Genomic DNA, 21,208 nt, shown 5'->3' with positions numbered 1-21,208 from the left:
AAGCGGCCAAGCAACAATTGCCGAGATGCTGGATGCCACAGCAGCCCAGAGGGACTGAATTCACCATGAACACCAAGAAGCTTGCCGCCAGCCAGGTCCTCGACCGGGTTCTTGTCCTTGAAATGGTCCGCGTGACGGAGGCTGCGGCAATCGCTGCATCCAAGCTGATCGGTCGCGGCGACGAGAAGGCGGCGGACCACGCCGCAGTCGAAGCAATGCGCAAGGCGTTCGACGAGCTGTACATGGATGGAACAGTGGTGATCGGTGAGGGCGAACGCGACGAAGCGCCCATGCTCTACATCGGCGAAAAAGTTGGCGGTGCGCCGGGCAGAGGCCCCAAGATCGATATCGCCCTCGACCCGCTGGAAGGCACAACTATTACTGCAAAGGCCGGTCCCAACGCTCTCGCGGTGCTCGCCGCTGCCGAAGAAGGCTGCCTGCTCAACGCGCCCGATACGTATATGGACAAGATCGCGGTTGGTCCGGGCTATCCTGACGACGTCATCAGTCTTGAAAAAACCGTCACTGAAAATGTCCAGGCTGTTGCAGCAGCCAAGGGTGTGGAACCGAACGAGATCATCGTCTGTGTCCTCGACCGTCCGCGTCACGCCGATATTATCGCGGAACTGCGCGGCCTCGGCTGCGGCGTGGTGCTGATCGGTGACGGTGACGTTGCCGGCGTGATCGCGACGACCGATCCGGAAACCACCATCGACATGTATATGGGACAGGGCGGCGCGCCAGAGGGCGTGCTTGCGGCAGCTGCGCTTCGCTGTGTCGGCGGCCAGTTCAATGGCCGGCTGGTGTTCCGCAACGATGACGAACGCGCCCGTGCCCGCAAATGGGGCATCGAGGAACTCGACCGCATCTATAAGCTGGAAGACCTCGCCAAGGGTGACTGCATCTTTGCTGCAACCGGCGTCACCGACGGTTCGCTGCTCGATGGTGTCAAACGCCTGCGCGGCGGGAAGATGACCACTGAAAGCGTCGTCATGCGCGCCAGCAGCGGCACCGTCCGCTGGATCAGGGGCGAACACCGAAGTTCGTAAGCCCGTCGGGGCGCACATGCTCCGCAGATTACCTTCACATGCCGGGGCACAGGATTGGGAAAAGCCGGGTGCTGCTCTGTTGCAATGCAGGGCCGCTCGGCTAAGCCTCCGCCAGCACGAATCGTTGCGCTTTCGGGGATACATCGCATGAAAATCATGGCCGCCAATTCGAACCTGCCGCTTGCGCGGGCCATTGCAGCCTATCTCGAAATTCCACTGACCGACGCCAGCGTGCGCCGCTTTGCGGATGAAGAAATTTTCATCGAGATCCACGAGAACGTGCGCGGCGAAGACGTTTTCATCGTTCAGTCGACCAGCTTTCCGGCGAATGACAATCTGATGGAATTGCTGATCGGAATCGACGCGCTGCGCCGTGCCTCGGCCCGCAGGATCACCGCCGTGGTCCCCTATTTCGGATATGCGCGTCAGGACAGAAAGCCCGGACCGCGCACGCCGATTTCGGCAAAGCTGGTGGCCAATCTGATCACCGAAGCCGGGGCGGACCGTGTCCTCTCGGTCGATCTTCACGCCGGACAGATACAGGGCTTCTTCGATATCCCGACCGACAATCTGTATGCCGCGCCGGTCATGGCAGCGGATATACAGGCGCGTTACGGCGACCAGTCACTGATGGTTGTTTCGCCCGATGTGGGCGGCGTGGTTCGTGCCCGCGCATTGGCAAAACGCCTCGACAATGCCCCGCTTGCCATCGTCGACAAACGCCGCGACCGTCCGGGCGAATCTGAAGTCATGAACATCATCGGCGATGTTCAGGGGCGGCACTGCATCCTGATCGATGACATTGTCGATTCGGGCGGCACGCTGTGCAACGCAGCGCAGGCGCTGCTGGATCAGGGCGCGAGCAGCGTCGCGGCCTATATCACGCATGGTGTGCTTTCTGGCGGGGCGGTGGCCCGGGTCAACGATTCGGCGCTGACCGAACTGGTCATTTCCGACACCATCATGGCGTCCGATGCTGCGAAGGATTCGGACCGTATCCGGATACTCACCATTGCGCCGCTGATCGGCGAAGCCGTTCGCCGGATTGCCGATGAAAGCTCGGTCAGCTCGCTGTTTGACTGACCACTGGCACGAACGGTTCGCGCATCCACGGGCGTATCGAATCGGGCTCAAGCCGGTGCAGAACTTCCAGCCTGCGGGCCTGCCTGATTTCAAGGCTGAGCGTGAGCAGGCCCTGCCGCTCTGACACGAACTGCTTCGGCGTCATGCTGAAGAAGGTCGTGAATTCCCGTATCTGGTGCGATTGATCGAAGAAGCGGAGATAGATCTCCTCTTCTTCCTCGTCTGCCACACCGCACAGGCGCGCCGCGAGGTCGAGCGTTCTTGCCCGGCGCATCACCTGCTTCGGCGTCATCCCGTAATCACGTTTGATGATCCGCTGCAAGGTTCGCGGAGTAACCCCGTTATCCTCGGCGAAATCGTTGATCGACTGGTTGGGGTCGGCAAACGCCGCAGCTTCGAATTTTTGTGAAACTCTTTCCGGCGGCTGGATGCCGTGGCGCGCGATGTAATGCCGCAGCCAGTCTTCCATCGCGATCAGCCAGTCGAGCGGGTCCTTGTCGGCGTCGTAGAGGCTGGTGAGTTCCGCGTCGGGTACGCCAATGAATTCGGTCGGTTTGATCCGGTCGATCAGCGGGCCGTCGTCCTTGCCCCATATCGCCCGGAACGCACCGGGGCGGAACATCATTCCGGCGACCTTGATCCCGCCTACATATTCGAGCGGCATCGCTTTCGAATGCTGGCCGCAAACAAAGGTTTCGTCGCGAATGCGCAGCTCACCATCTGCCGTTCCCACGGTCCAGTCGACGCCGATCGCGGTGCGGATATAGCTGGCATCATTGCACAACAGACCGTTGACCACATAATCGTCGGGTGCCTGCGCCACGGCGACCATGACCCGGCCAAGCCATGGTTCAAGATCGGCAGCGGGAGGGCGGTTGAACGAAAGCGGCACGCCGTCTCTGGTCGCGCCGGTCCGCGGCTGCAGCCGGGCAGAATCGCTCCCGCCCTGTTTGCCGTTTTCAACCTCGTGGGAATTCCCAGCGCCCATTATCCGACTGTCTGACCTCAGCTCTTATTATTCTGGACCCGAAACGTGCCCGGTTTTTTATGAGCGGCAACCGGGGCGGACAATTGTCTTCCGGCGCCAAGCCCTATGCCAAGACCCTTATGCAAAACCGCAGCTTACGCAAGGCCTATGCCTTGACCAAATCGCGCTCTGCCACGATGTGCAGTGCATGATCAATTCCAGAGATATCGCCTTCGCCAACCGCTTGGCGGATGCCGCCGGTTCGGTAATCGGGCCGCTTTTCCGATCGAGCTTTTCCGACGAGCGCAAAGCCGACCGCAGCCCTGTTACAGAAGCCGACAAAGCGGCCGAGGCAGAGATGCGCCGCTTGATCGAATCGGAATATCCCGATGACGGCATTATCGGCGAGGAATACGGCACCAGCCGCGAATCGGCCGGGCGGCAGTGGGTCCTCGATCCGATCGACGGGACGATCAGTTTCATGGCGGGGCGTCCGATCTTCGGCACATTGATCGCACTGATGCAGGATGGCTGGCCGATGCTGGGTGTGATCGACCAGCCGATAGCGGGCGAACGCTGGGTTGGTCAGATCGGCGGCGGCACGACCTTCAACGGCAAACCCGTTCAAACCTCCGGCTGCCGCGAACTGACCGAAGCGAAGCTGGCAACCAGCAGTCCGCACTACTTCGATGCGGGACAGGCGGATGCCTATATGAAAGTGGCCCAGGCAGTCGGCGGAAACAAACGTCAGGGCATGATCGTCTATGGCGGCGACTGCTACAATTACGGACTGCTGGCATCGGGTCACCTCGATATCGTGTGCGAGGCTGGCCTAGAGATTTATGATTATGCCGCGCTTGTTCCGGTGGTGGAGGGTGCGGGCGGCACCATGTCCGACTGGCAAGGCAATCCGCTCGACGCGAACAGTGACGGCCATGTGCTTGCACTGGGCGATCCGGCGCGGCTCGAGGATGTCCTCGAAGCGATGGGCTAATTGGCAAAGATCAAGGCACCAATCCGCGTGCGGATCGTTTTCGCGCCATGAGCACGACAAACAACACTATCGTCATAACCGGCGGCGGCGCCGGCATCGGCCGGGGTACGGCGGTGCATTTTCTGGACCTAGGCTGGCGGGTGTGCACCCTCGACAAGGATGATGACGCTCTGGCTGAACTGCGCGATCAATTTGCGGGCGATGAACTGCTGGCGATCGAATGCGATGTCGGGCACGAGCACGCCGTTGCGGCGGCATTCGGGCAGATTTCGGAATGGCTTGGACAGTCGCCGCTGACTGTTCTGGTCAACAATGCCGCCATAGCTGATCCTTACTGCGGCCCGATGGAAGAGCTCACGCTGGAGAAGTGGCAGGGCTGGATTGACGCTAGCCTGACATCAACCTTCCTGTGCAGCCGGGCGGCAATTCCCCTGCTGCGCCGCGGCAAGCAGGGCAGCATCATCAACATGTCATCCACCCGCGCATTGCAATCGGAGCCAGATACATTCGCCTATGCTGCATCCAAGGGCGGGGTCAGCGCGCTGACCCATTCGATGGCGGTATCGCTGGGGCCGGATATTCGCGTGAACGCGGTGCTGCCCGGCTGGATAGAGACGGGTCCGTGGCAGAAACAAGCGGATCGCAGCTTCCCTGAGCACCGCGAAATTGACAAGGAACAGCATCCTGTCGGGCGTGTCGGCGAAGTGTCCGATATTGCGCGCACTGTCGAATGGCTTGTTGGCGAAGGAGCCGGCTTTGTCACCGGGCAGCAGATCGTGGTCGATGGCGGGATGACGCGGAAGATGATTTACGCCGGTTGATGCGCCCGTCCAGCGCCTGCGAATCCCCTTGCATTCGCGCGTGGTTCGTCTAAATGCGCCCCCTTCACCGACACGTGATTCATCTGCCGGTCTGGCCGTTAGGGCTGCCAGGGCTGGTTGGACGTGTCTCTGACCCGACATCCTTTCAGGAGACAAGAAATGCCCAAGCTGAAGACCAAAAGTGGTGTGAAGAAACGCTTCAAGATCACCGCAACTGGCAAAGTGAAGCACGGCGTCGCTGGTAAGCGCCACCGTCTTACGCACCACAACGCCAAGTACATCCGTACCAACCGCGGCACGTCCGTACTGTCTGACGACAACGTCAAGACAATCAAGAAATGGGCCCCTTACGGTCTCGATTGAGCCGGTTCGGAATTTAGGAGTACTTGAAAAATGCCACGCATTAAACGCGGCGTCACCACGCGCCAAAAGCATAAGCGGTTACTGGACCAGGCCAAGGGCTATCGCGGTCGCCGCAAGAACACCATCCGCGTCGCGCGCCAGGCTGTCGAAAAGGCAGGCCAGTACGCGTATCGCGACCGTAAGGTTAAGAAGCGCAATTTCCGCGCTCTGTGGATCCAGCGTATCAACGCTGCCGTCCGCGCAGAAGGCCTGACCTATTCGCAGTTCATGCACGGCGTTAAGCTCGCCGGTATCGAACTGGACCGCAAGGTAATGGCCGATCTCGCGATGAACGAAGGCGCTGCCTTCAAGAGCGTGATCGAACAGGCGAAGAAAGCCCTTCCGGCTTAAGCACTTCGCCGGTTTCAGAACCGGATCATGAAAGGGCGCGGATGGCATGACCTTCCGCGCCCTTTTCTATGTCTGACATAGATTCGCTGCCACGATCCAGACCCTCAGGCTCGGCGGCCCCAAGGCTGATTAACGCGGCACCCTTTCCTTTCCGGGCCGCATGCGTATGAATACCGCTTGTAGAAATACGACAAGTCGGGGAACGCCAAAATGTCCGGACAATGCCGGATCGCGGTGAGCTTTCATGAGCCGCCTCCAGATCTCGAACGATATTTTACGACCTTCTATCATGTCGACATCGATCCCGGCCCGTCGGAAACCGTCAGCGATTCGCTGCATCCCGAATGGGCGAATTTTCGGGTTTTCTCCGGTGCGCGGCCTCACAACGAAATCGCCGGGAATGTGCTCGACGATTGCGACGTGACCGTAACCGGGCCCAGCCGTAGCCCGCTGAACTTTACCATGGGCGCGACCAGTATCTGGGGCATCGGCCTGATGCCGCTGGGCTGGTCCACATTTGTGGGCAGGCCGGCAGACGATTTTGCCAATACGATCAACGATGCGCGCATCTCGCCGGCTTTCACCCAGTTTGCAGAGCTCGCAGATGGCTTGCAGTCGCGTGAGGGTGCAGAGCACAGCCAACTGGACTGGATCACGCATTATTTCCGCGAGGCCGCGCCGCGGTTTGGCAAGGAAGACCCAAGGATCACGGCCATCCATACAAAGCTGGTCGAACCAGAGCTGCCGCATGTTTCCGATCTCGCCGACCAGTGCGGATTGAATCAGCGGACCCTTGAGCGGCTGTGCCGCAAGCATTTCGGGTTCTCGCCCAAGCTCCTGCTGCGCCGGCAGCGCTTCATGCGCAGCCTTGCCCAGTTCATGCTCGATCCGACGCTCGGATGGATCGGCGCGATAGACTCGCTCTATTTCGATCAGTCCCACTTCGTGCGCGACTGCAAGGAATTCCTCGGCATGACGCCCACCGAATATGCGGAAATGGATCACCCGGTAATGGGCGCATTTCTGAAGGAAAGGATGCGTGCCTACGGCTCGGCAGTGCCGACTTTGGACCCGCCCGAACGCGCACCTGACTGAAACGAAATTCGGCCTGCCAATCTGCACCTTTGCCTTGCGCGCAAATTGGCGCTAGCGCGCCTTCGCCATGGAAGAATTGCAGACACAGAAAAACACCGCCCTCGAGGCGATTGAAGCCGCAGGCTCGCTTGACGCTGTAGAGGCGCTGCGCGTCGATGCGCTGGGCAAGCAGGGCTGGATCAGCCAGCTGCTCAAAACCCTGGGTAAGATGACCCCGGAAGAACGCCAGGAAAAAGCCCCAGCGATCCAGCAGGCGCGGGCCGAAGTGGCCGATGCCATCGCCGCCCGCAAGGACGCGCTGGAAAATGCCGAGCTTGACCGACGACTGGCAACCGAAACGCTCGACCTGTCTCTGCCCGCTCCGGACGAGGCGAGGGGAACGGTCCATCCGGTCAGCCAGGTGATGGACGAACTGGCAGAGATTTTCGCCGATCTCGGTTTCGCGGTGAAGACCGGTCCCGAAGTCGAGGATGACTGGCACAATTTCACCGCGCTCAACATGGATGAGCACCATCCGGCGCGCGCGATGCATGACACATTCTATTTCCCTGACAGGGACAAGGAAGACCGTGCGATGCTGCTGCGCACGCACACCTCGCCTGTGCAGATCCGCACGATGGTGAACGAGGGTGCGCCAGTGCGGATTATCGCGCCGGGCCGCGTTTACCGCAGCGACAGCGATGCCACACACACGCCGATGTTCCATCAGGTGGAAGGCCTGGTGATCGACCGGGACATCCACCTTGGCCATCTGAAATGGACGCTGGAAACCTTCCTCAAGGCATTTTTCGAGCGCGACGATATCGTCCTGCGCCTGCGCCCGTCCTACTTTCCCTTCACCGAGCCGAGCGTTGAGGTCGATGTCGGCTTCGAGATCGTCAAGGGCCGCCGCGTACTGGGCGGATCGGGGGATGCCCCCGGTCATGCGTGGATGGAATTGCTGGGCAGTGGCATGGTCAACCGCCGGGTGATCGAATTCGCCGGTCTCGATCCTGACGAATGGCAGGGCTTTGCCTTCGGCGTGGGCGTGGACCGCCTCGCGATGCTGAAATACGGAATGGACGATTTGCGCGCTTTCTTCGACGGCGACATTCGCTGGCTGCAGCATTACGGGTTCAGCCCCTATGACCAGCCGACCCTTTCCGCAGGCGTAGGAGCACCGGCATGAAGTTCTCCCTGACCTGGCTCAAGGATCACCTCGAAACCGAGGCGAGTGTTGCGGAACTGGCGGCGGCGATGAACCGTATCGGTCTGGAGGTCGAAGGTATCGAGGACCCGGCGGAAAAGCTCGCCGGTTTCACCGTGGCCAAAGTCCTCACTGCGGCCAAGCACCCCGATGCCGACAAGCTGCAGGTGCTGACCGTGGACACCGGCGCGGGCGATCCCTTGCAGGTGGTTTGCGGGGCGCCCAATGCGCGCGCGGGGATGAAGGGTGTGCTGGGCCAGCCCGGCGCTGTCGTTCCTTCCAACGGAATGGAGCTGCGCAAGAGCGCGATCCGCGGCGTCGAATCGAGCGGCATGATGTGCTCAGTGCGCGAACTGGAGCTGGGCGACGAGCATGACGGCATCATCGAGCTGCCCGATGACGCGCCCGTCGGCGAAAGCTTCGCCATCTATCACGGCACCTCGCCGGTGTTCGATGTGGCGATTACCCCCAACCGCCCGGATTGCATGGGCGTGCACGGCATCGCGCGCGACCTTGCGGCTGCTGGCATGGGGACGCTGAAGCCGATTGCCATGCCGCCTTTCGAGGAAGCGGGCGCGTGTCCGGTTGAAATCCGCACGGATGATCCGGAAGGTTGCCCAGCATTCTATGGCCGCGTGATTACCGGCGTCCGCAATGGCCCGTCGCCTGATTGGCTGCAGCAGCGCCTGCAAAGTGCAGGGCAGCGGCCCATCTCGCTGTTGGTCGATCTGACCAATTACTTGATGCTGGCCTATGGCCGCCCGGCGCACGCTTACGATCTGGCGACGCTGAACGGTGCCGTCACTGCCCGCCGCGCCAAGGATGGCGAACAGGTTCTGGCGCTTAACGAAAAGACCTATACGCTCAATAGCGAGATGACCGTCATCGCGGACGATAGCGGCGTGCACGACATCGCCGGTATTATGGGCGGCGAGAATTCGGGCTGTTCGGATTCAACCACCGACGTGCTGCTCGAAATCGCCTATTTCGATCCTCACCGGATTGGCCAGACGGGCCGCAAGCTGAGCCTGTCGTCCGACGCGCGGACCCGGTTCGAGCGCGGCGTCGATCCCGCGTTTCTCGATGATGGACTGGACCTGCTGACCGGTCTGATCGCCGAACTCGCAGGGGGCGCAGCGACACAAAAAGTCCGCGCCGGAACCCCGCCTGCCGAGGCCCGGAAGGTGTCCTTCGATCCAGCTCTGACGCAAAAGTTGGGCGGGGTGGATGTTGCCTCTGACGAGCAGCAGCGGATTCTCGAATCGCTTGGCTTCACCGTCGATGCATCGGCTGTTCCGTGGGCGGTAACCGCGCCTCTGCGCCGCCACGATGTGGAAGGTCCGGCAGATCTGGTCGAGGAAGTCGTGCGCATTTACGGCATCGACGATGTCGCCAGTGTTGCTTTGCCGCGTGCGGAGGGTGTTGCCGAGCCGACCGCGTCGAGCGAACAGCAGCAGGAGCGGCGCGTTCGCCGTGCTGCTGCGGGCCGCGGGCTGAACGAGGCGGTTACCTGGTCATTCCTGCCAGTGCCGGAGGCAGAACATTTTGCCTACGGTCACAAGCTCTGGGTGCTCGACAACCCGATCAGCGAAGACATGAAGGCGATGCGCCCGTCCATGATTCCCGGCTTGCTGATGGCTGCCAAACGCAATGTCGATCGCGGCGCCGGTGCGCTGCGGCTGTTCGAGATCGGCCGGCGGTATTTCCGCAATGATGACGGGTCCAGCAACGAGAAGCCGACTGTCGGTGTGGTGCTGGCGGGCGAGAAAACCCCGCGCGGTTGGGCATCGGGCAAGGCGGTACATTTCGATGCTTTCGACGCCAAGGCAGAGGCCATGGCGCTGCTGGCAGAGGCCGGCGCCCCGGCTGAAAAGTTGCAGGTGATGGGCGAGGCCGGCGGTCAATTCCACCCTGGTCAGTCCGGCACCTTGCGTCTGGGACCAAAGAACGTGCTGGCCCGCTTCGGCGCGCTGCATCCCAAGACACTCGAGGCTTTCGACATTGAAGTGCCGGTCGTTGCGGTGGAGATTTTCCTCGACGCGATCCCTGGCAAGAAGGGCGCTGCAAGTTTCGCCAGAAGCAATTATTCGCCGCCCGCATTGCAATCGGTCATGCGCGATTTCGCGTTTCTCGTTCCGGCTGAACTGCCGGCAGGCGACTTGCAGCGCATGGTCAAGGGTGCGGACAAGGCGAACATCGTGGATGCGCGCATCTTCGATGTCTTTGCCGGTCAGGGCGTGCCGGAGGGCAAGAAATCGGTCGCGATCGAAGTGACGCTTCAACCAGCTGAGAAGAGCTATCAGGAAGAAGACCTGAAAGCGATTTCGGACAAGGTCGTCGCCGCCGCGGCAAAACTCGGCGCGGAACTGCGCGGCTGATCATGACATCCGACAGGCGAACATTTGCGATCATTTCGCATCCCGATGCTGGTAAGACCACGCTGACAGAAAAACTGCTGCTGCAAGGCGGGGCGATCCACCTTGCGGGCGAAGTCAAGGCGCGCGGGCAGGCGCGGCGCGCTCGGTCCGATTGGATGAAGATCGAACAGCAGCGCGGAATTTCGGTCACATCCAGCGTGATGACGTTCGAGCGGGACGGGATTACCTTCAACCTGCTCGACACGCCGGGGCACGAGGATTTCTCCGAAGACACCTACCGCACGCTAACGGCGGTCGATTCGGCGATCATGGTGATCGATGCCGCCAAGGGTATCGAGCCGCAGACGCGCAAGCTGTTCGAGGTTTGCCGGCTGCGCAGCGTGCCGATCATTACCTTCGTCAACAAGGTCGACCGCGAAGGGCGCCCGGTTTTCGAATTGCTCGATGAAATTGCCGACATGCTGGCGCTCGACGTCAGCCCGCAAATGTTTCCGGTCGGAATGGGCGGCCAGTTTGAAGGCATTCTGGAATTCGAAGGCGGCACTGTCGCGCGCCCTGAAGGTCCGTCGAAAGAGTTTCTGGGTAAGCGAGACGCAGATCCGGTTTTGCCTGACGAAGTCGCAGAAAATGCCGAACTGGCGCAGATCGGTTATCCCGAGTTCGATCTGGAAGCCTATCGCAATGGCGATCTGACGCCGGTCTATTTCGGTTCTGCGCTGAAGAATTTCGGCGTTACCGAGTTGATCGATGCGATTGCCAAATATGCTCCGCCGCCCCGGCCGCAGCCGGCCGGTGAAACTCAGGTGCAGCCCGATGACGACGAGGTTACCGGTTTCATCTTCAAGGTTCAGGCCAATATGGACCCGAACCACCGCGACCGGATCGCCTTCATGCGGCAGGTTTCGGGCACGTTTAAACGCGGGATGAAATTGATTCCGTCGGGTCTTGGCAAGCCGATCGCGATCCATTCTCCGATCCTGTTCTTTGCGCAAGACCGCGAAATTGCCGACACCGCTGAGGCGGGCGATATCATCGGCATCCCCAATCACGGGACTTTGCGGGTTGGCGACACGCTGAGCGAAAACAACAAGCTGCGATTTACCGGGCTGCCCAACTTCGCGCCGGAGATTCTCCGCCGGGTCCAGCTGAAAGACCCGACCAAGACCAAGCAGCTGCGCAAGGCGCTGGACGACCTTTCCGAAGAGGGCGTGATCCAGGTATTTTATCCCGAACTGGGTGCGAACCATATCGTGGGCGTAGTCGGCCAGTTGCAGCTGGAAGTGCTGATCTCGCGGTTGTCGGCGGAATACAAGGTCGAAGCTGCGCTGGAGGCGGCCCCGTTTGCGACGGCCCGCTGGGTAAAGGGTGAAGGTCAGGCGATGAAGGATTTCGAGGAATTCAATCGCCCTCATCTCGCCAAGGACCGCGATGGCGACCTTGTGTTTCTGGCCAAGTCCCCGTGGGATGTAAGCTATCAGGAAGAGAAAAATCCGGATCTGAAATTTTCCGCTACGAAGGAGCGGTGACAAGCCGCGCTTGCGAGCGTAGCATTGTGAAATGGCCGAATTTTTCGACACGCTGCAGGATGATCATATTGCGATGATTGGCAGGCAGCCGGTGTTCTTCGTGGCCACTGCGGCGGAGGGGTCGCGCGTCAATCTCAGCCCCAAAGGCTATGATGCATTCCGCGTTCTGGAGCCGGGGCGGGTTGCATATCTCGACCTTGGCGGGTCGGGCAACGAAACCCACGCCCATCTGTTGGCGAATGGCCGGATTACGGTCATGTTCTGCAACTTCGAACAGCCAGCCCTGATCCTCAGAATTTATGGTCAGGGCGTTCCGGTGCTGCCCAAGGATGCACAGTGGGACGCATTGGCGCAGCATTTCACCCTGTTGCCAGGAACGCGGCAGATCTTCGACATCAAGGTGGAAAGCGTTCAGACCAGCTGCGGTTACGGCGTTCCATTCATGGAATTCGAGCGTGAGCGGGACACACTGACTAAGCACCATGCCCGCGCCAATCCGTCCGAATGGGCGGCGAAATACGGAATGCAGCTGTCGAGTATTGACGGTTTGCCTGCGCGGCCGACCGACCGGTACATTCCGGGCGAGCCAGAGGAATAGGCACCTTTCGTGAGGCTAAAATTCGCCAGCTATAACATCCACAAGGCCGTGGGCACCGACGGGCGCCGCGATGCAGACCGGATCATCACGGTCCTGCGCGAGCTGGATGCGGATATCATCGCCTTGCAGGAGGCGGATTTGCGGGTCGGCCAGAGGGCCAGCGTTCTGGAACGTGCCGCGCTGGACGACACGCCGTGGAAACCGGTGGATGTGGCCAAGCGGCCGCGCAGCCTGGGTTGGCACGGCAATGCCCTGCTCGTGCGGCGAAAATTCAAGATCATCAACGCCGAACCGCTCGATCTGCCGACGCTTGAGCCGCGCGGAGCGGCGCGCGCGGACCTCCACATTGACGGAATCAGGGTCCGCGTTGTGGGAATGCACCTCGACCTGTCCGGTCTGCGCAGGCGCGATCAGATCAAGGCCGTGCTGGGTCATGTCGAGGATTGCGGGCCAGCCTGTCCGACAGTGCTGATGGGCGATTTCAACCAATGGGGTAACCAGACCGGGGCGATGCAGGAATTCAATGCGGGCTGGCACATCCTCGACACAGGCCGCAGCTTCCCCTCGCGCCAGCCGATTGCCCGGCTCGACAGAATTGTGACTTCGCCCGAGTGGGGCTGCCTTGAACAACACGTTCACCACAGCGGCATGGCGGCACAGGCATCGGACCATTTGCCGATCGTCGCCCACCTAGAATTGCCTAATTTATAGGCATCGCCTAATAATCAGGCAATTTGTTCCTTCGTGGGGAAGGTTTGTTGCGCACTAACCCCTGCGGAATCCGGGATATTTCAAAACTGGCACGGCTTTTGCTGCATGTGCGAAGTCGACGACGGGTCGGCGGACAAGCAGGGGCCAGAGATGAAGTTCATCATCGCCGTAATCAAACCATTCAAGCTCGACGAGGTGCGCGAAGCACTCGGCGCCATTGGCGTGGCGGGCATGACCGTTTCCGAGGTCAAGGGCTTCGGACGTCAAAAAGGGCAAACCGAGATTTATCGGGGCGCTGAATATTCCACCAACATGCTTCCCAAGGTGAAGCTGGAAATTGCAGCTGGCGACGACATCGCCGCTCAGGTGGTTGAAACCATCAAGGATACCGCAAGCACCGAGTCGATCGGCGACGGAAAAATCTTCGTTTTCGACCTCGCCGACGCGACGCGCATCCGCACCGGCGAAACCGGAGACACAGCGCTATGACCGCACTTCCAGACATGAAGGAAACTTCCATGATCCGCAAAATTCTTGGCGGGGCTGGCGCGCTTGGCGCGTCGTTTGCCGCCGCCGCACCCGCATGGGCGCAGGATGCTGCCGAGGCTGCGCCTGCAGTGGCCAATCCCGGCAACAACGCCTGGATGATGACAGCGACTATTCTGGTCCTGCTGATGATCATTCCTGGCCTGACGCTGTTCTATGGCGGCCTCACCCGCTCGAAAAACATGCTGTCGACCATGACCCAAATCGGTGCGACGGCGTCGCTCGCGATGCTCGTATGGGTGATGTGGGGCTTCAGCCTCGCCTTCGGTTCGGAAACCTATGAAGGCGCGCTCGGCCTGTTTGTCAGCGGGGGCAGCTATTTCCTCTCGGGCATGGACGCCAGCACGACTGCTGCGACATTCACCGATGAAGTCATCAGCGAATATGTGTTCGTCAGCTTCCAGATGACCTTCGCCGCGATTACCGCAGCGCTGATCCTTGGTGCGACGGCTGAACGGATGAAGTTCAGCGCAGTGATGGCATTCGTGCCGATCTGGCTGACCATCGTCTATTTCCCGATTGCCCACATGGTCTGGGCAGGCGGCGGGCTTCTGTTCGAAGCTGGTGCGCTCGATTTCGCCGGCGGCACCGTGGTGCACATCAACGCAGGTGTTTCGGGCCTGGTCCTCGCATTCCTTCTCGGCAAACGCCGCGGCTATCCGGCTGAGCCGATGCCTCCGCACAGCCTGACGCTGACCATGGTCGGCACAGGCCTGCTGTGGGTCGGTTGGTTCGGGTTCAACGCCGGTTCCGCTCTTGAAGCGGACGGGTCTGCCGGACTTGCCATGATCAACACCTTCGTTGCGACAGCAGCCGGTGCCCTGTCCTGGATGGTCATCGAACGTCTCGCTGGTCACAAGGGATCAGCCCTCGGCTTCTGTTCCGGTGTTATCGCCGGTCTGGTTGCGGTGACCCCGGCTGCCGGCAACTCCGGTCCGTTCGGTGCGATCCTGCTCGGCATCGTATCATCTGCAGTATGCTACTTCGCGGTTGCCAAGCTCAAAGCCAAGTTCGGCTATGATGACAGCCTTGATGCGTTCGGCATCCACGGCATTGGCGGCATCGTCGGTGCGATCGGTACAGGCATTGTCTACCAGCCGTTCCTCGGCGGACCGGGCGATGGCTCGACCGGCGTGGCAGCACAGCTGTGGATCCAGACCGAAGGCGTTCTCGTCACGATCGTCTGGGCCGGTGTCGGCACTCTGATCGCTGGGCTTATCGTCAAGGCACTTCTCGGCCTCCGGGTTTCGGAAGAAGCCGAAGTCGACGGCCTCGACATCAGCGAACACGGCGAACGCGCCTACAACTAATTCACCAGGTACGGCGGGGCCGGGAGATCCTCTCCCCTCCCGTTCCCGCCGCACAACGTTCCTCCTGCGAACAACACTCAACGGGCCGGCGCTGCAAAGCTCCGGCCCCTTTTTTGTGTGGGCGCATTTGTGCTGGCGAGAACCTCGGCCGGATATCCCCAAGCAGCAGTGTGGTTCCGGCCCTAGCCGCCGTTCATGATGAAGTCGGCGCAGCGTTCGCCGATCATGATCGACGGGGCATTGGTGTTGCCGCTGACGATCTTGGGCATGACGCTGGCATCGGCGATCCACAGGCCGTCAACGCCGCGCGCCTTCAGCTTGGTATCGACAACGCTGTTCTCGTCGGCCCCCATCCGGCACGTGCCGACAGGGTGATAGACGGTGTCTGCACGGTTGCGGATCAGCTGATCGAGAGCATCGTCGTCGTTCAGATTGATCTCGTGGCGGTCCTTCGGTTCGTAATCCGCCAGCGGCGAAGCCTCGGCAATCCGGTGAGACAAGCGCACGCCTGCGCGCAGCACCGCGATGTCGCGTTCATCATCGAGGAAATTGGGGTCGATACGCGGCGCATCTTTCGTGTCAGCCGAATTCAGGCGCACTGTCCCCCGGCTTTCGGGCCGAAGGACGCAGGCGTGGAGCGAAAAGCCGTGCCCTTTTACCTTTTCGCGTCCGTGATCTTCCAGCATCGCCGGAACGAAATGCCACTGGATGTCGGGGGCGGGGGCATCGGGCATCACGCTCCAGAAACCGCCGGCCTCTGCATAGGGGGTGGTCATGATGCCGGTGCGTTTGCGCCGGTGTTCGATGATCGCCTTGGCCATGCGGGCGGTCCCGGCGGCGCTGTCGCCTATCGGGTCCTTGGATTCGGTTTCCCAGCTCGACACGTAATCGATATGGTCCTGCAGGTCGCTGCCCACTGCTGGCGCGTCGCGAACCACGTTAATCCCGTGCTCCTTCAGGTGGGCCGCCGGACCGATGCCGGAAACCATCATGATCTGAGGTGAATTGAATGCACCGGCAGACAGGATCACGCCGCCCCGCGCGGTCAGGATCTTGCGCCGCCGGCCCTGCCTGATCGCGACGCCCGTAACCTTGCCGCCTTCGATGATCAGCTTGTCGACCAGCGTCTTCGTGCGGATTTCGAGGTTGGGCATATCCCGCAGCGGTTCGATATACGCACGCGCGGCAGACCAGCGTTCACCATTGCGCTGCGTCACCTGGTAGACACCGAAGCCATCCTGACGCTGGCCGTTGAAATCCTCATTCAGCCGCAGTTGGAGCGACTCCGCACTCGATACAAAAGCCTTGCTGGTCGGGTTCACCCATTTCTGGTCGGAAACGAACAGCGGACCTTCACCGCCATGGAAATCGTCCGCGCCGCGTTCGTTGCTTTCCGCGTATTTGAAAAACGGCAGGACATCATCATAGCTCCAGCCATCGCAGCCGAGTTCAGCCCAATTATCGTAATCCCACTTGTTACCGCGAATGTAGACCATCGCATTGATGGCCGATGATCCGCCCAGACCTTTACCCCTCGGTTGATAGCCTATGCGGCCGTTCAACCCCTTTTGCGGGACCGTGTCATACCGGTAATTGGTGTTCTTTAGGAGGAACGGCATGAAGCCGGGCGTTTTGACCAGCATGTTGTCGTTTCGCCCACCTGCCTCGAGCAGGCAGACGCTGTGCTTGCCATATTCTGCGAGCCTGCCGGCAACAGCGCTGCCCGCGCTGCCTCCGCCGATTACGATGTAGTCGAACTGATCCATGACCTCTCCTTTACGGAAAGGTTAAGCGGCTTCCTCGCCCGGGGCAATTGCGTTGTTATCTGCAATGCGATTTTGGCCCTGATTTTCGGGCTGCTGCGCCTGGCGAGCTTGCCAGCGTTCCCGGATCATGTCGGACGTTTCTCGGCTGCCGTCGTGGGTCCAGCCGGGTTCGCGCAGCAGATAGGCGAGCTTGTGCCTCCACGGTGCCTTCCAGATATCGGCCAGCATGCCGATCCATTCATGGAAGACGGCCCACAGCAGGTTGAAACTGCCCAATTGCTTCACGATCCCGTAGCGGATGCGTTCGCTGTCGACCTCGGGCTGGAACGTGCCGAACAGCTTGTCCCAGATGATGAAGACTCCGGCATAGTTCCGGTCGAGATACAGCGGATTGGTTGCATGGTGCACGCGGTGGTGGCTGGGCGTGTTCATAACCGCTTCGAACCAGCGCGGCATCTTACCGATAGCCTCGGTGTGAATCCAGAATTGATAGATCAGGTTGAACCCGCCGGCGACCGCGATCATCACCGGATGAACGCCAAGGAAGACGAGCGGCAATTTGAAAGCAAATCCCAGCGTGAATGCCCCGGTCCATGTCTGGCGCAGCGCCGTGCTCAGATTGTAGTGCTGACTGGAATGATGGTTCACATGGCTTGCCCAGAACCACCTGACGCGGTGCCCGAACCGGTGAATCCAGTAATAGGCAAGATCATCGAGCACGAAAACAACCGGCCACAGCCACCAGATCGACCACCATTCCGGTCCAAAATCGATGACCCGGTATTCATAGGCGAGCAGGAACAGAAACAGCGCCATGCCGCCAAGCAGCAGCCCGGCGACGGTGCTGCCGAGGCCGAATGCGAGCGAGGTCAGGGTGTCGCGCGGCTCATACGCTTCCGGCCGGTGCTTGCGGGCCCAGATCATCTCTATGATCACCAGCAGGATAAACCCGGGAACGGCATATTCGGTAGGTGAGAAATCGGGCATTTCAGCGCGCCTCCAGCCGCCGCAAGCTCGCCGCCCAGACTTGTGCTTGGCGGCCCAGATCGAGAGTCACCGCGCCGAACGGGCGATCCTCGGCCTCGATTGTGAGAAGATTCTGGTCCAGCCGCGCTGTAGGCCGCCGATCAAGCAAACGGCCAGCAAAGTGCGCACCGTGCCGGCGCAGCACCATGACACTGCCATCCCCGTCGCGCAGCAGAGCGCCGTAACCGGCGCGGTCGATAGCGATTTCAATCGGGTCGAAGCCGGTCATGATCTCGTCAGCCAGTTCGCGCGCTTCGGCCTCGCTCCGGATGCGCCGGTCGCCGCCAAGCTGCATCTTTCCCGCAAGCCATGCGAGAGCAAGAATCGCCAGAAGAGATCCGCCTATCTGCAGAAGCTGGTCCATGTGGTCGTTACTGACACAAATGTCAGTTTGCGTCGAGACTTGCCTGATCCGATCGACGCACTAGGCTCTGGGCAAAGGGGAATGAAATGACACCGATCCGCAAAGCAATCACTGCGACACTGTGTGCCGCTGCAGTCTACAGCCTGCCGGTGGCGGCCCAGACGCCCAGCCCGGTCGCCGCAGTGGAGGCGCAACAGGATCGGACCGAGCGTGTGGCGCAGCAGATATGGGACTGGGCAGAACTGGGCTATCTCGAACTCAGGTCCAGCGGACTACTGCGCAGCGAATTGCGTTCGGAAGGTTTCGCACTGCGCGAAGGCGTCGCAGGCATCCCGACGGCGTTTATCGCGGAATGGGGTGAAGGCGGGCCGGTGATTGCGCTGCTCGCCGAATTCGATGCCTTGCCGGGCATAAACCAGTCGGCGGCCGCGGTGCGCGAACCTGTCGAAGGCAAGGGTGCAGCGCATGCTTGCGGGCACAATCTGTTTGGTGCCGGTTCGCTGACGGCTGCAATCGCGATCAAGGAATGGCTCGAAGCAACCGGCACCCCTGGCCGAGTCCGGCTGTATGGCACCCCGGCGGAAGAAGGCGGATCGGGCAAGGTTTACATGGTCCGCGCCGGACTGTTCGACGATGTCGACTTCACGGTCGATTGGCATCCTGATGACGAAAACTCGACCGCAGCGCGCACGACGCTTGCCAATCGCTCGGCCAAATTCCGTTTCCGCGGCGTTTCGGCCCATGCCGCCGGTGCGCCTGAGCGCGCCCGTTCTGCGCTGGATGGGGTGGAGGCGATGAACATGATGGTGAACATGATGCGCGAGCACACCAGCATGGATACCCGCATCCACTACGTCATTACCGAAGGCGGCGCCGCGCCCAACGTGGTGCCCGATTTTGCGGAAGTGTTTTATTATGTCCGCCACTCGGACGCGGACGAGGTTCGTGCATTATGGGAAAGGCTGGAAAGCACCGCCCGAGGCGCGGCGATGGGCACCGGTACGACCGTGGATTGGGAAATCATTCACGGTAACAATCCCAAGCTCGTGAACGAGACGCTTCAACAAGCGCTCGATACCAAACTGAGGGAACTGGGCGGGTTCACGTACACCGATGCGGAAAAGGAATGGGCCAGCGAGATCAGCGCCAGCCTTGGCGATTCGGCCAAGCCGCTGGATCAGGTGGGCGAGATTCAGCCCTATGACATCACGCTGGGCTACGGCTCGACCGATGTGGGTGATGTGTCCTGGGCAACTCCGACTGTCAGCCTGCGTGCTGCGACATGGGTGCCGGGCACCAGTTCACACAGCTGGCAATCCGCCGCCGCCAGCGGCCATTCAATTGGCGCAAAGGGCGCGCAATTCGCAGCCAAGGCAATGGCCGTGATGGCGGCTGAGCTCTATCTCAATCCTGAACTGCGGGCAGCGGCGCGGGCAGAATTCGATGCGTCACGCGGGCCGGACTATGTCTACGAATCGCTTCTTGGGGACCGGGATCCACCGCTCGACTATCGCAAGTAAGCGGAAAATCAGCCGCCGGATTTGCTGGCCAGCATTTGCAAGGTCTGGCCAATCGGGCTGATGTCATATCCTGCCTGACGTGCGGATTCGGCGATTTTGCTGACGTCCGCCCCTGCATCCGCTTGCGCGAGCGACCACAGGAAGGTGGAACGCGTGCCAGAGCGGCAATAGGCAAGCACCTTGCCCTCGGTTTGGTCCAGTGCTTGGCGCATCGCATCAACTTGGGGCAAGCTGAAGCCGGCCGATGACACAGGGATCGCCACGTATTCGATTCCCGCGTCCCGCGCGGCTTGTTCGATTTCCGAGCCGGGGGTCTGGTCAGGTGCCTCGCCATCGGGCCGATTGTTGACGATCAGCGTCACGCCCAGTGCCGCAGCATCCCGGATATCGGATGGGCTGATTTGCGGGCTGGCCATCACCTGCTCACTCAACTGCCGGAAATCACTCATGTCGTCTCCTGTTTGCGCTCGCCATGTGCCTGATGGGTGGGCGCGCTGCAACCATATCGCCATGCGAAAATGTCACAATCATGCGCCAGACAGGGGCATAAAGTTAAATCATTCGCGCAACTGACGATTCTGCGCTATGTGTAAAGATTGATGGGAGGTTGCAGACTGCGAGTCTTTTCTCCTGAACTGTTTGGCGCGCTTCCGCTCGCGTTGCCGGCAAATTGAATATCGGGCGGAGATACGAAGGTACGTTTTAAGTTATGGGTTATGATAAAGGGCGCCGTGGTCGGGGCCGTGATAAGCGCGATGGTTTCGGTGAAGAGAGCTTCGATCCGTTCGGTGGCGGCAGCAATTTCGGCGGTGACAGCTATGGCGGCGGCGACCGTTTTGGTGGCGGCAATGACCGGTTCGGCGGCGGCGGTGGCGGTGATCGCTTCGGCGGCGGCGGCGGCGGTCGTGGTCCCGGTGGTGGCGGCGGAGGATTCCGCGGCGGCCAAGGCGGCGGCGGCGGCGGTGGTGGCGGCGGTTTCAACCGCATGCCCGCTCAGGTTGTCGGCACCGGCAAGGGCGTCGTAAAATTCTTCAACGGCCAGAAGGGCTTCGGCTTCATCCAGCAAGAGGGCGGCGGCGAAGACGTTTTCGTTCACATCAGTGCTGTTGAGCGCGCCGGCCTTGAAGGTCTGGCCGAAGGTCAGGGTCTTGAATTCAATCTGGTCGATCGCGGCGGCAAAGTGTCGGCGCAGGACATCCAGATTGTCGGCGATGTCATTCCTGTTGAACAGAGTGCCGGCGGCGGCAATGCTGATCGCGGCGGCGATCGCGGCGGAGCCCCGCAGCGTGAACTGACCGGTGAAAAAGCTACCGGGACCGTCAAATTCTTCAATTCGATGAAGGGTTTTGGCTTCCTCGTACGCGACGATGGTCAACCAGACGCATTCGTGCATATCAGCGCGGTCGAGCGTTCGGGCCTCTCGGCTCTCAACGAAGGCGAACGCTATCAGTTCGACCTTGAAGTGGACCGACGCGGTAAACATTCAGCGGTGAACCTCGTTCCGGCCGAATAAGC

The 21,208-nt window shown here is 60.8% G+C and carries 21 protein-coding genes; 16 read left to right on the top strand and 5 right to left on the bottom strand.

Annotated features, from left to right (window positions below):
- Positions 1 to 65: 65 nt before the first annotated feature.
- Entirely contained in the window at positions 66 to 1,049 is a 984-nt protein-coding gene (gene glpX / locus PO778_RS10560; protein WP_160731260.1) for a class II fructose-bisphosphatase, read from the top strand.
- A 147-nt stretch (positions 1,050 to 1,196) separates the two neighbouring features.
- On the top strand, positions 1,197 to 2,132 hold the full coding sequence (locus PO778_RS10555; RefSeq protein WP_160731261.1) for a ribose-phosphate pyrophosphokinase: 936 nt from the start codon (positions 1,197 to 1,199) through the stop codon (positions 2,130 to 2,132).
- On the opposite strand, the gene PO778_RS10550 is transcribed toward PO778_RS10555, so the two are convergent.
- The gene (locus PO778_RS10550; protein ID WP_271439595.1) at positions 2,113 to 3,120 is read right to left on the bottom strand and encodes a helix-turn-helix domain-containing protein; all 1,008 of its coding nucleotides are present in this window, start codon (positions 3,118 to 3,120) and stop codon (positions 2,113 to 2,115) included. The two genes, PO778_RS10555 and PO778_RS10550, sit on opposite strands and share 20 nt — an antisense overlap.
- Positions 3,121 to 3,307: 187 nt before the next feature.
- Here PO778_RS10550 and PO778_RS10545 point away from each other — a divergent pair, with 187 nt between their 5' ends.
- The 12 genes from PO778_RS10545 to PO778_RS10490 all read left to right on the top strand — a co-directional run bounded on the left by PO778_RS10545 (position 3,308) and on the right by PO778_RS10490 (position 15,017).
- The gene (locus PO778_RS10545; RefSeq protein WP_160731262.1) at positions 3,308 to 4,093 is read left to right on the top strand and encodes an inositol monophosphatase family protein; all 786 of its coding nucleotides are present in this window, start codon (positions 3,308 to 3,310) and stop codon (positions 4,091 to 4,093) included.
- Positions 4,094 to 4,140: 47 nt separating this feature from the next.
- Positions 4,141 to 4,914, top strand: coding sequence for an SDR family NAD(P)-dependent oxidoreductase (locus PO778_RS10540; RefSeq protein ID WP_271439594.1), 774 nt, complete (start codon positions 4,141 to 4,143; stop codon positions 4,912 to 4,914).
- A 159-nt stretch (positions 4,915 to 5,073) separates the two neighbouring features.
- Entirely contained in the window at positions 5,074 to 5,277 is a 204-nt protein-coding gene (rpmI, locus tag PO778_RS10535) for a 50S ribosomal protein L35 (protein WP_160731264.1), read from the top strand.
- 30 nt (positions 5,278 to 5,307) lie between these two features.
- Entirely contained in the window at positions 5,308 to 5,667 is a 360-nt protein-coding gene (rplT, locus tag PO778_RS10530) for a 50S ribosomal protein L20 (protein ID WP_160604960.1), read from the top strand.
- A gap of 210 nt (positions 5,668 to 5,877) precedes the next feature.
- The gene (locus tag PO778_RS10525; protein WP_271439593.1) at positions 5,878 to 6,762 is read left to right on the top strand and encodes an AraC family transcriptional regulator; all 885 of its coding nucleotides are present in this window, start codon (positions 5,878 to 5,880) and stop codon (positions 6,760 to 6,762) included.
- Between the two features lie 67 nt (positions 6,763 to 6,829).
- Positions 6,830 to 7,930, top strand: coding sequence for a phenylalanine--tRNA ligase subunit alpha (pheS, locus tag PO778_RS10520; protein WP_271439592.1), 1,101 nt, complete (start codon positions 6,830 to 6,832; stop codon positions 7,928 to 7,930).
- Positions 7,927 to 10,326 carry a phenylalanine--tRNA ligase subunit beta gene (pheT, locus tag PO778_RS10515; RefSeq protein ID WP_271439591.1) on the top strand — a complete coding sequence of 800 codons (2,400 nt, stop codon included), beginning with the start codon at positions 7,927 to 7,929 and terminating at the stop codon, positions 10,324 to 10,326. Before pheS ends, pheT begins: the two co-directional genes overlap by 4 nt.
- Positions 10,327 to 10,328: 2 nt before the next feature.
- Positions 10,329 to 11,852, top strand: a complete 1,524-nt coding sequence (locus tag PO778_RS10510; RefSeq protein WP_160731268.1) for a peptide chain release factor 3 — start codon at positions 10,329 to 10,331, stop codon at positions 11,850 to 11,852.
- Positions 11,853 to 11,883: 31 nt separating this feature from the next.
- Positions 11,884 to 12,450 (top strand): pyridoxamine 5'-phosphate oxidase family protein, encoded by a 567-nt coding sequence (locus tag PO778_RS10505; protein WP_271439590.1) that lies wholly within the window; start codon positions 11,884 to 11,886, stop codon positions 12,448 to 12,450.
- 9 nt (positions 12,451 to 12,459) lie between these two features.
- The gene (locus tag PO778_RS10500) at positions 12,460 to 13,161 is read left to right on the top strand and encodes an endonuclease/exonuclease/phosphatase family protein (RefSeq protein WP_160731270.1); all 702 of its coding nucleotides are present in this window, start codon (positions 12,460 to 12,462) and stop codon (positions 13,159 to 13,161) included.
- Between the two features lie 150 nt (positions 13,162 to 13,311).
- Positions 13,312 to 13,650, top strand: a complete 339-nt coding sequence (locus PO778_RS10495) for a P-II family nitrogen regulator (RefSeq protein WP_160731718.1) — start codon at positions 13,312 to 13,314, stop codon at positions 13,648 to 13,650.
- A 29-nt stretch (positions 13,651 to 13,679) separates the two neighbouring features.
- On the top strand, positions 13,680 to 15,017 hold the full coding sequence (locus PO778_RS10490; RefSeq protein WP_271440029.1) for an ammonium transporter: 1,338 nt from the start codon (positions 13,680 to 13,682) through the stop codon (positions 15,015 to 15,017).
- A gap of 182 nt (positions 15,018 to 15,199) precedes the next feature.
- On the opposite strand, the gene PO778_RS10485 is transcribed toward PO778_RS10490, so the two are convergent.
- From PO778_RS10485 to PO778_RS10475, 3 genes are read right to left on the bottom strand one after another with little or no spacing between them, the layout of a single operon-like run.
- Complete coding sequence (locus tag PO778_RS10485) at positions 15,200 to 16,783, bottom strand: GMC family oxidoreductase (RefSeq protein ID WP_160731271.1); 1,584 nt, start codon at positions 16,781 to 16,783, stop codon at positions 15,200 to 15,202.
- Positions 16,784 to 16,804: 21 nt separating this feature from the next.
- Positions 16,805 to 17,770, bottom strand: coding sequence for a sterol desaturase family protein (locus tag PO778_RS10480; protein ID WP_160731272.1), 966 nt, complete (start codon positions 17,768 to 17,770; stop codon positions 16,805 to 16,807).
- A gap of 1 nt (position 17,771) precedes the next feature.
- A complete protein-coding gene (locus PO778_RS10475; protein WP_271439589.1) occupies positions 17,772 to 18,173 on the bottom strand; it encodes a hypothetical protein in 402 nt (133 codons plus the stop codon).
- Positions 18,174 to 18,259: 86 nt separating this feature from the next.
- On the opposite strand from PO778_RS10475, the gene PO778_RS10470 reads away from it, so the two are divergent.
- Complete coding sequence (locus PO778_RS10470; RefSeq protein WP_271439588.1) at positions 18,260 to 19,693, top strand: amidohydrolase; 1,434 nt, start codon at positions 18,260 to 18,262, stop codon at positions 19,691 to 19,693.
- A gap of 8 nt (positions 19,694 to 19,701) precedes the next feature.
- Here the strand turns inward: PO778_RS10470 and PO778_RS10465 are convergent, their stop codons facing one another.
- The gene (locus PO778_RS10465) at positions 19,702 to 20,142 is read right to left on the bottom strand and encodes a protein tyrosine phosphatase family protein (protein ID WP_271439587.1); all 441 of its coding nucleotides are present in this window, start codon (positions 20,140 to 20,142) and stop codon (positions 19,702 to 19,704) included.
- A 260-nt stretch (positions 20,143 to 20,402) separates the two neighbouring features.
- Between PO778_RS10465 and PO778_RS10460 the strand changes: the two genes are divergently transcribed.
- Positions 20,403 to 21,206: a cold-shock protein gene (locus PO778_RS10460; RefSeq protein ID WP_160731276.1), complete on the top strand. Its 804-nt coding sequence runs from the start codon at positions 20,403 to 20,405 to the stop codon at positions 21,204 to 21,206.
- Positions 21,207 to 21,208 lie beyond the last annotated feature (2 nt).

This window comes from Pontixanthobacter luteolus, from assembly GCF_947494915.1.
Classification (GTDB): Bacteria; Pseudomonadota; Alphaproteobacteria; order Sphingomonadales; family Sphingomonadaceae; genus Pontixanthobacter; species Pontixanthobacter luteolus.
This window is presented reverse-complemented; position numbering and strand designations above follow the sequence as displayed.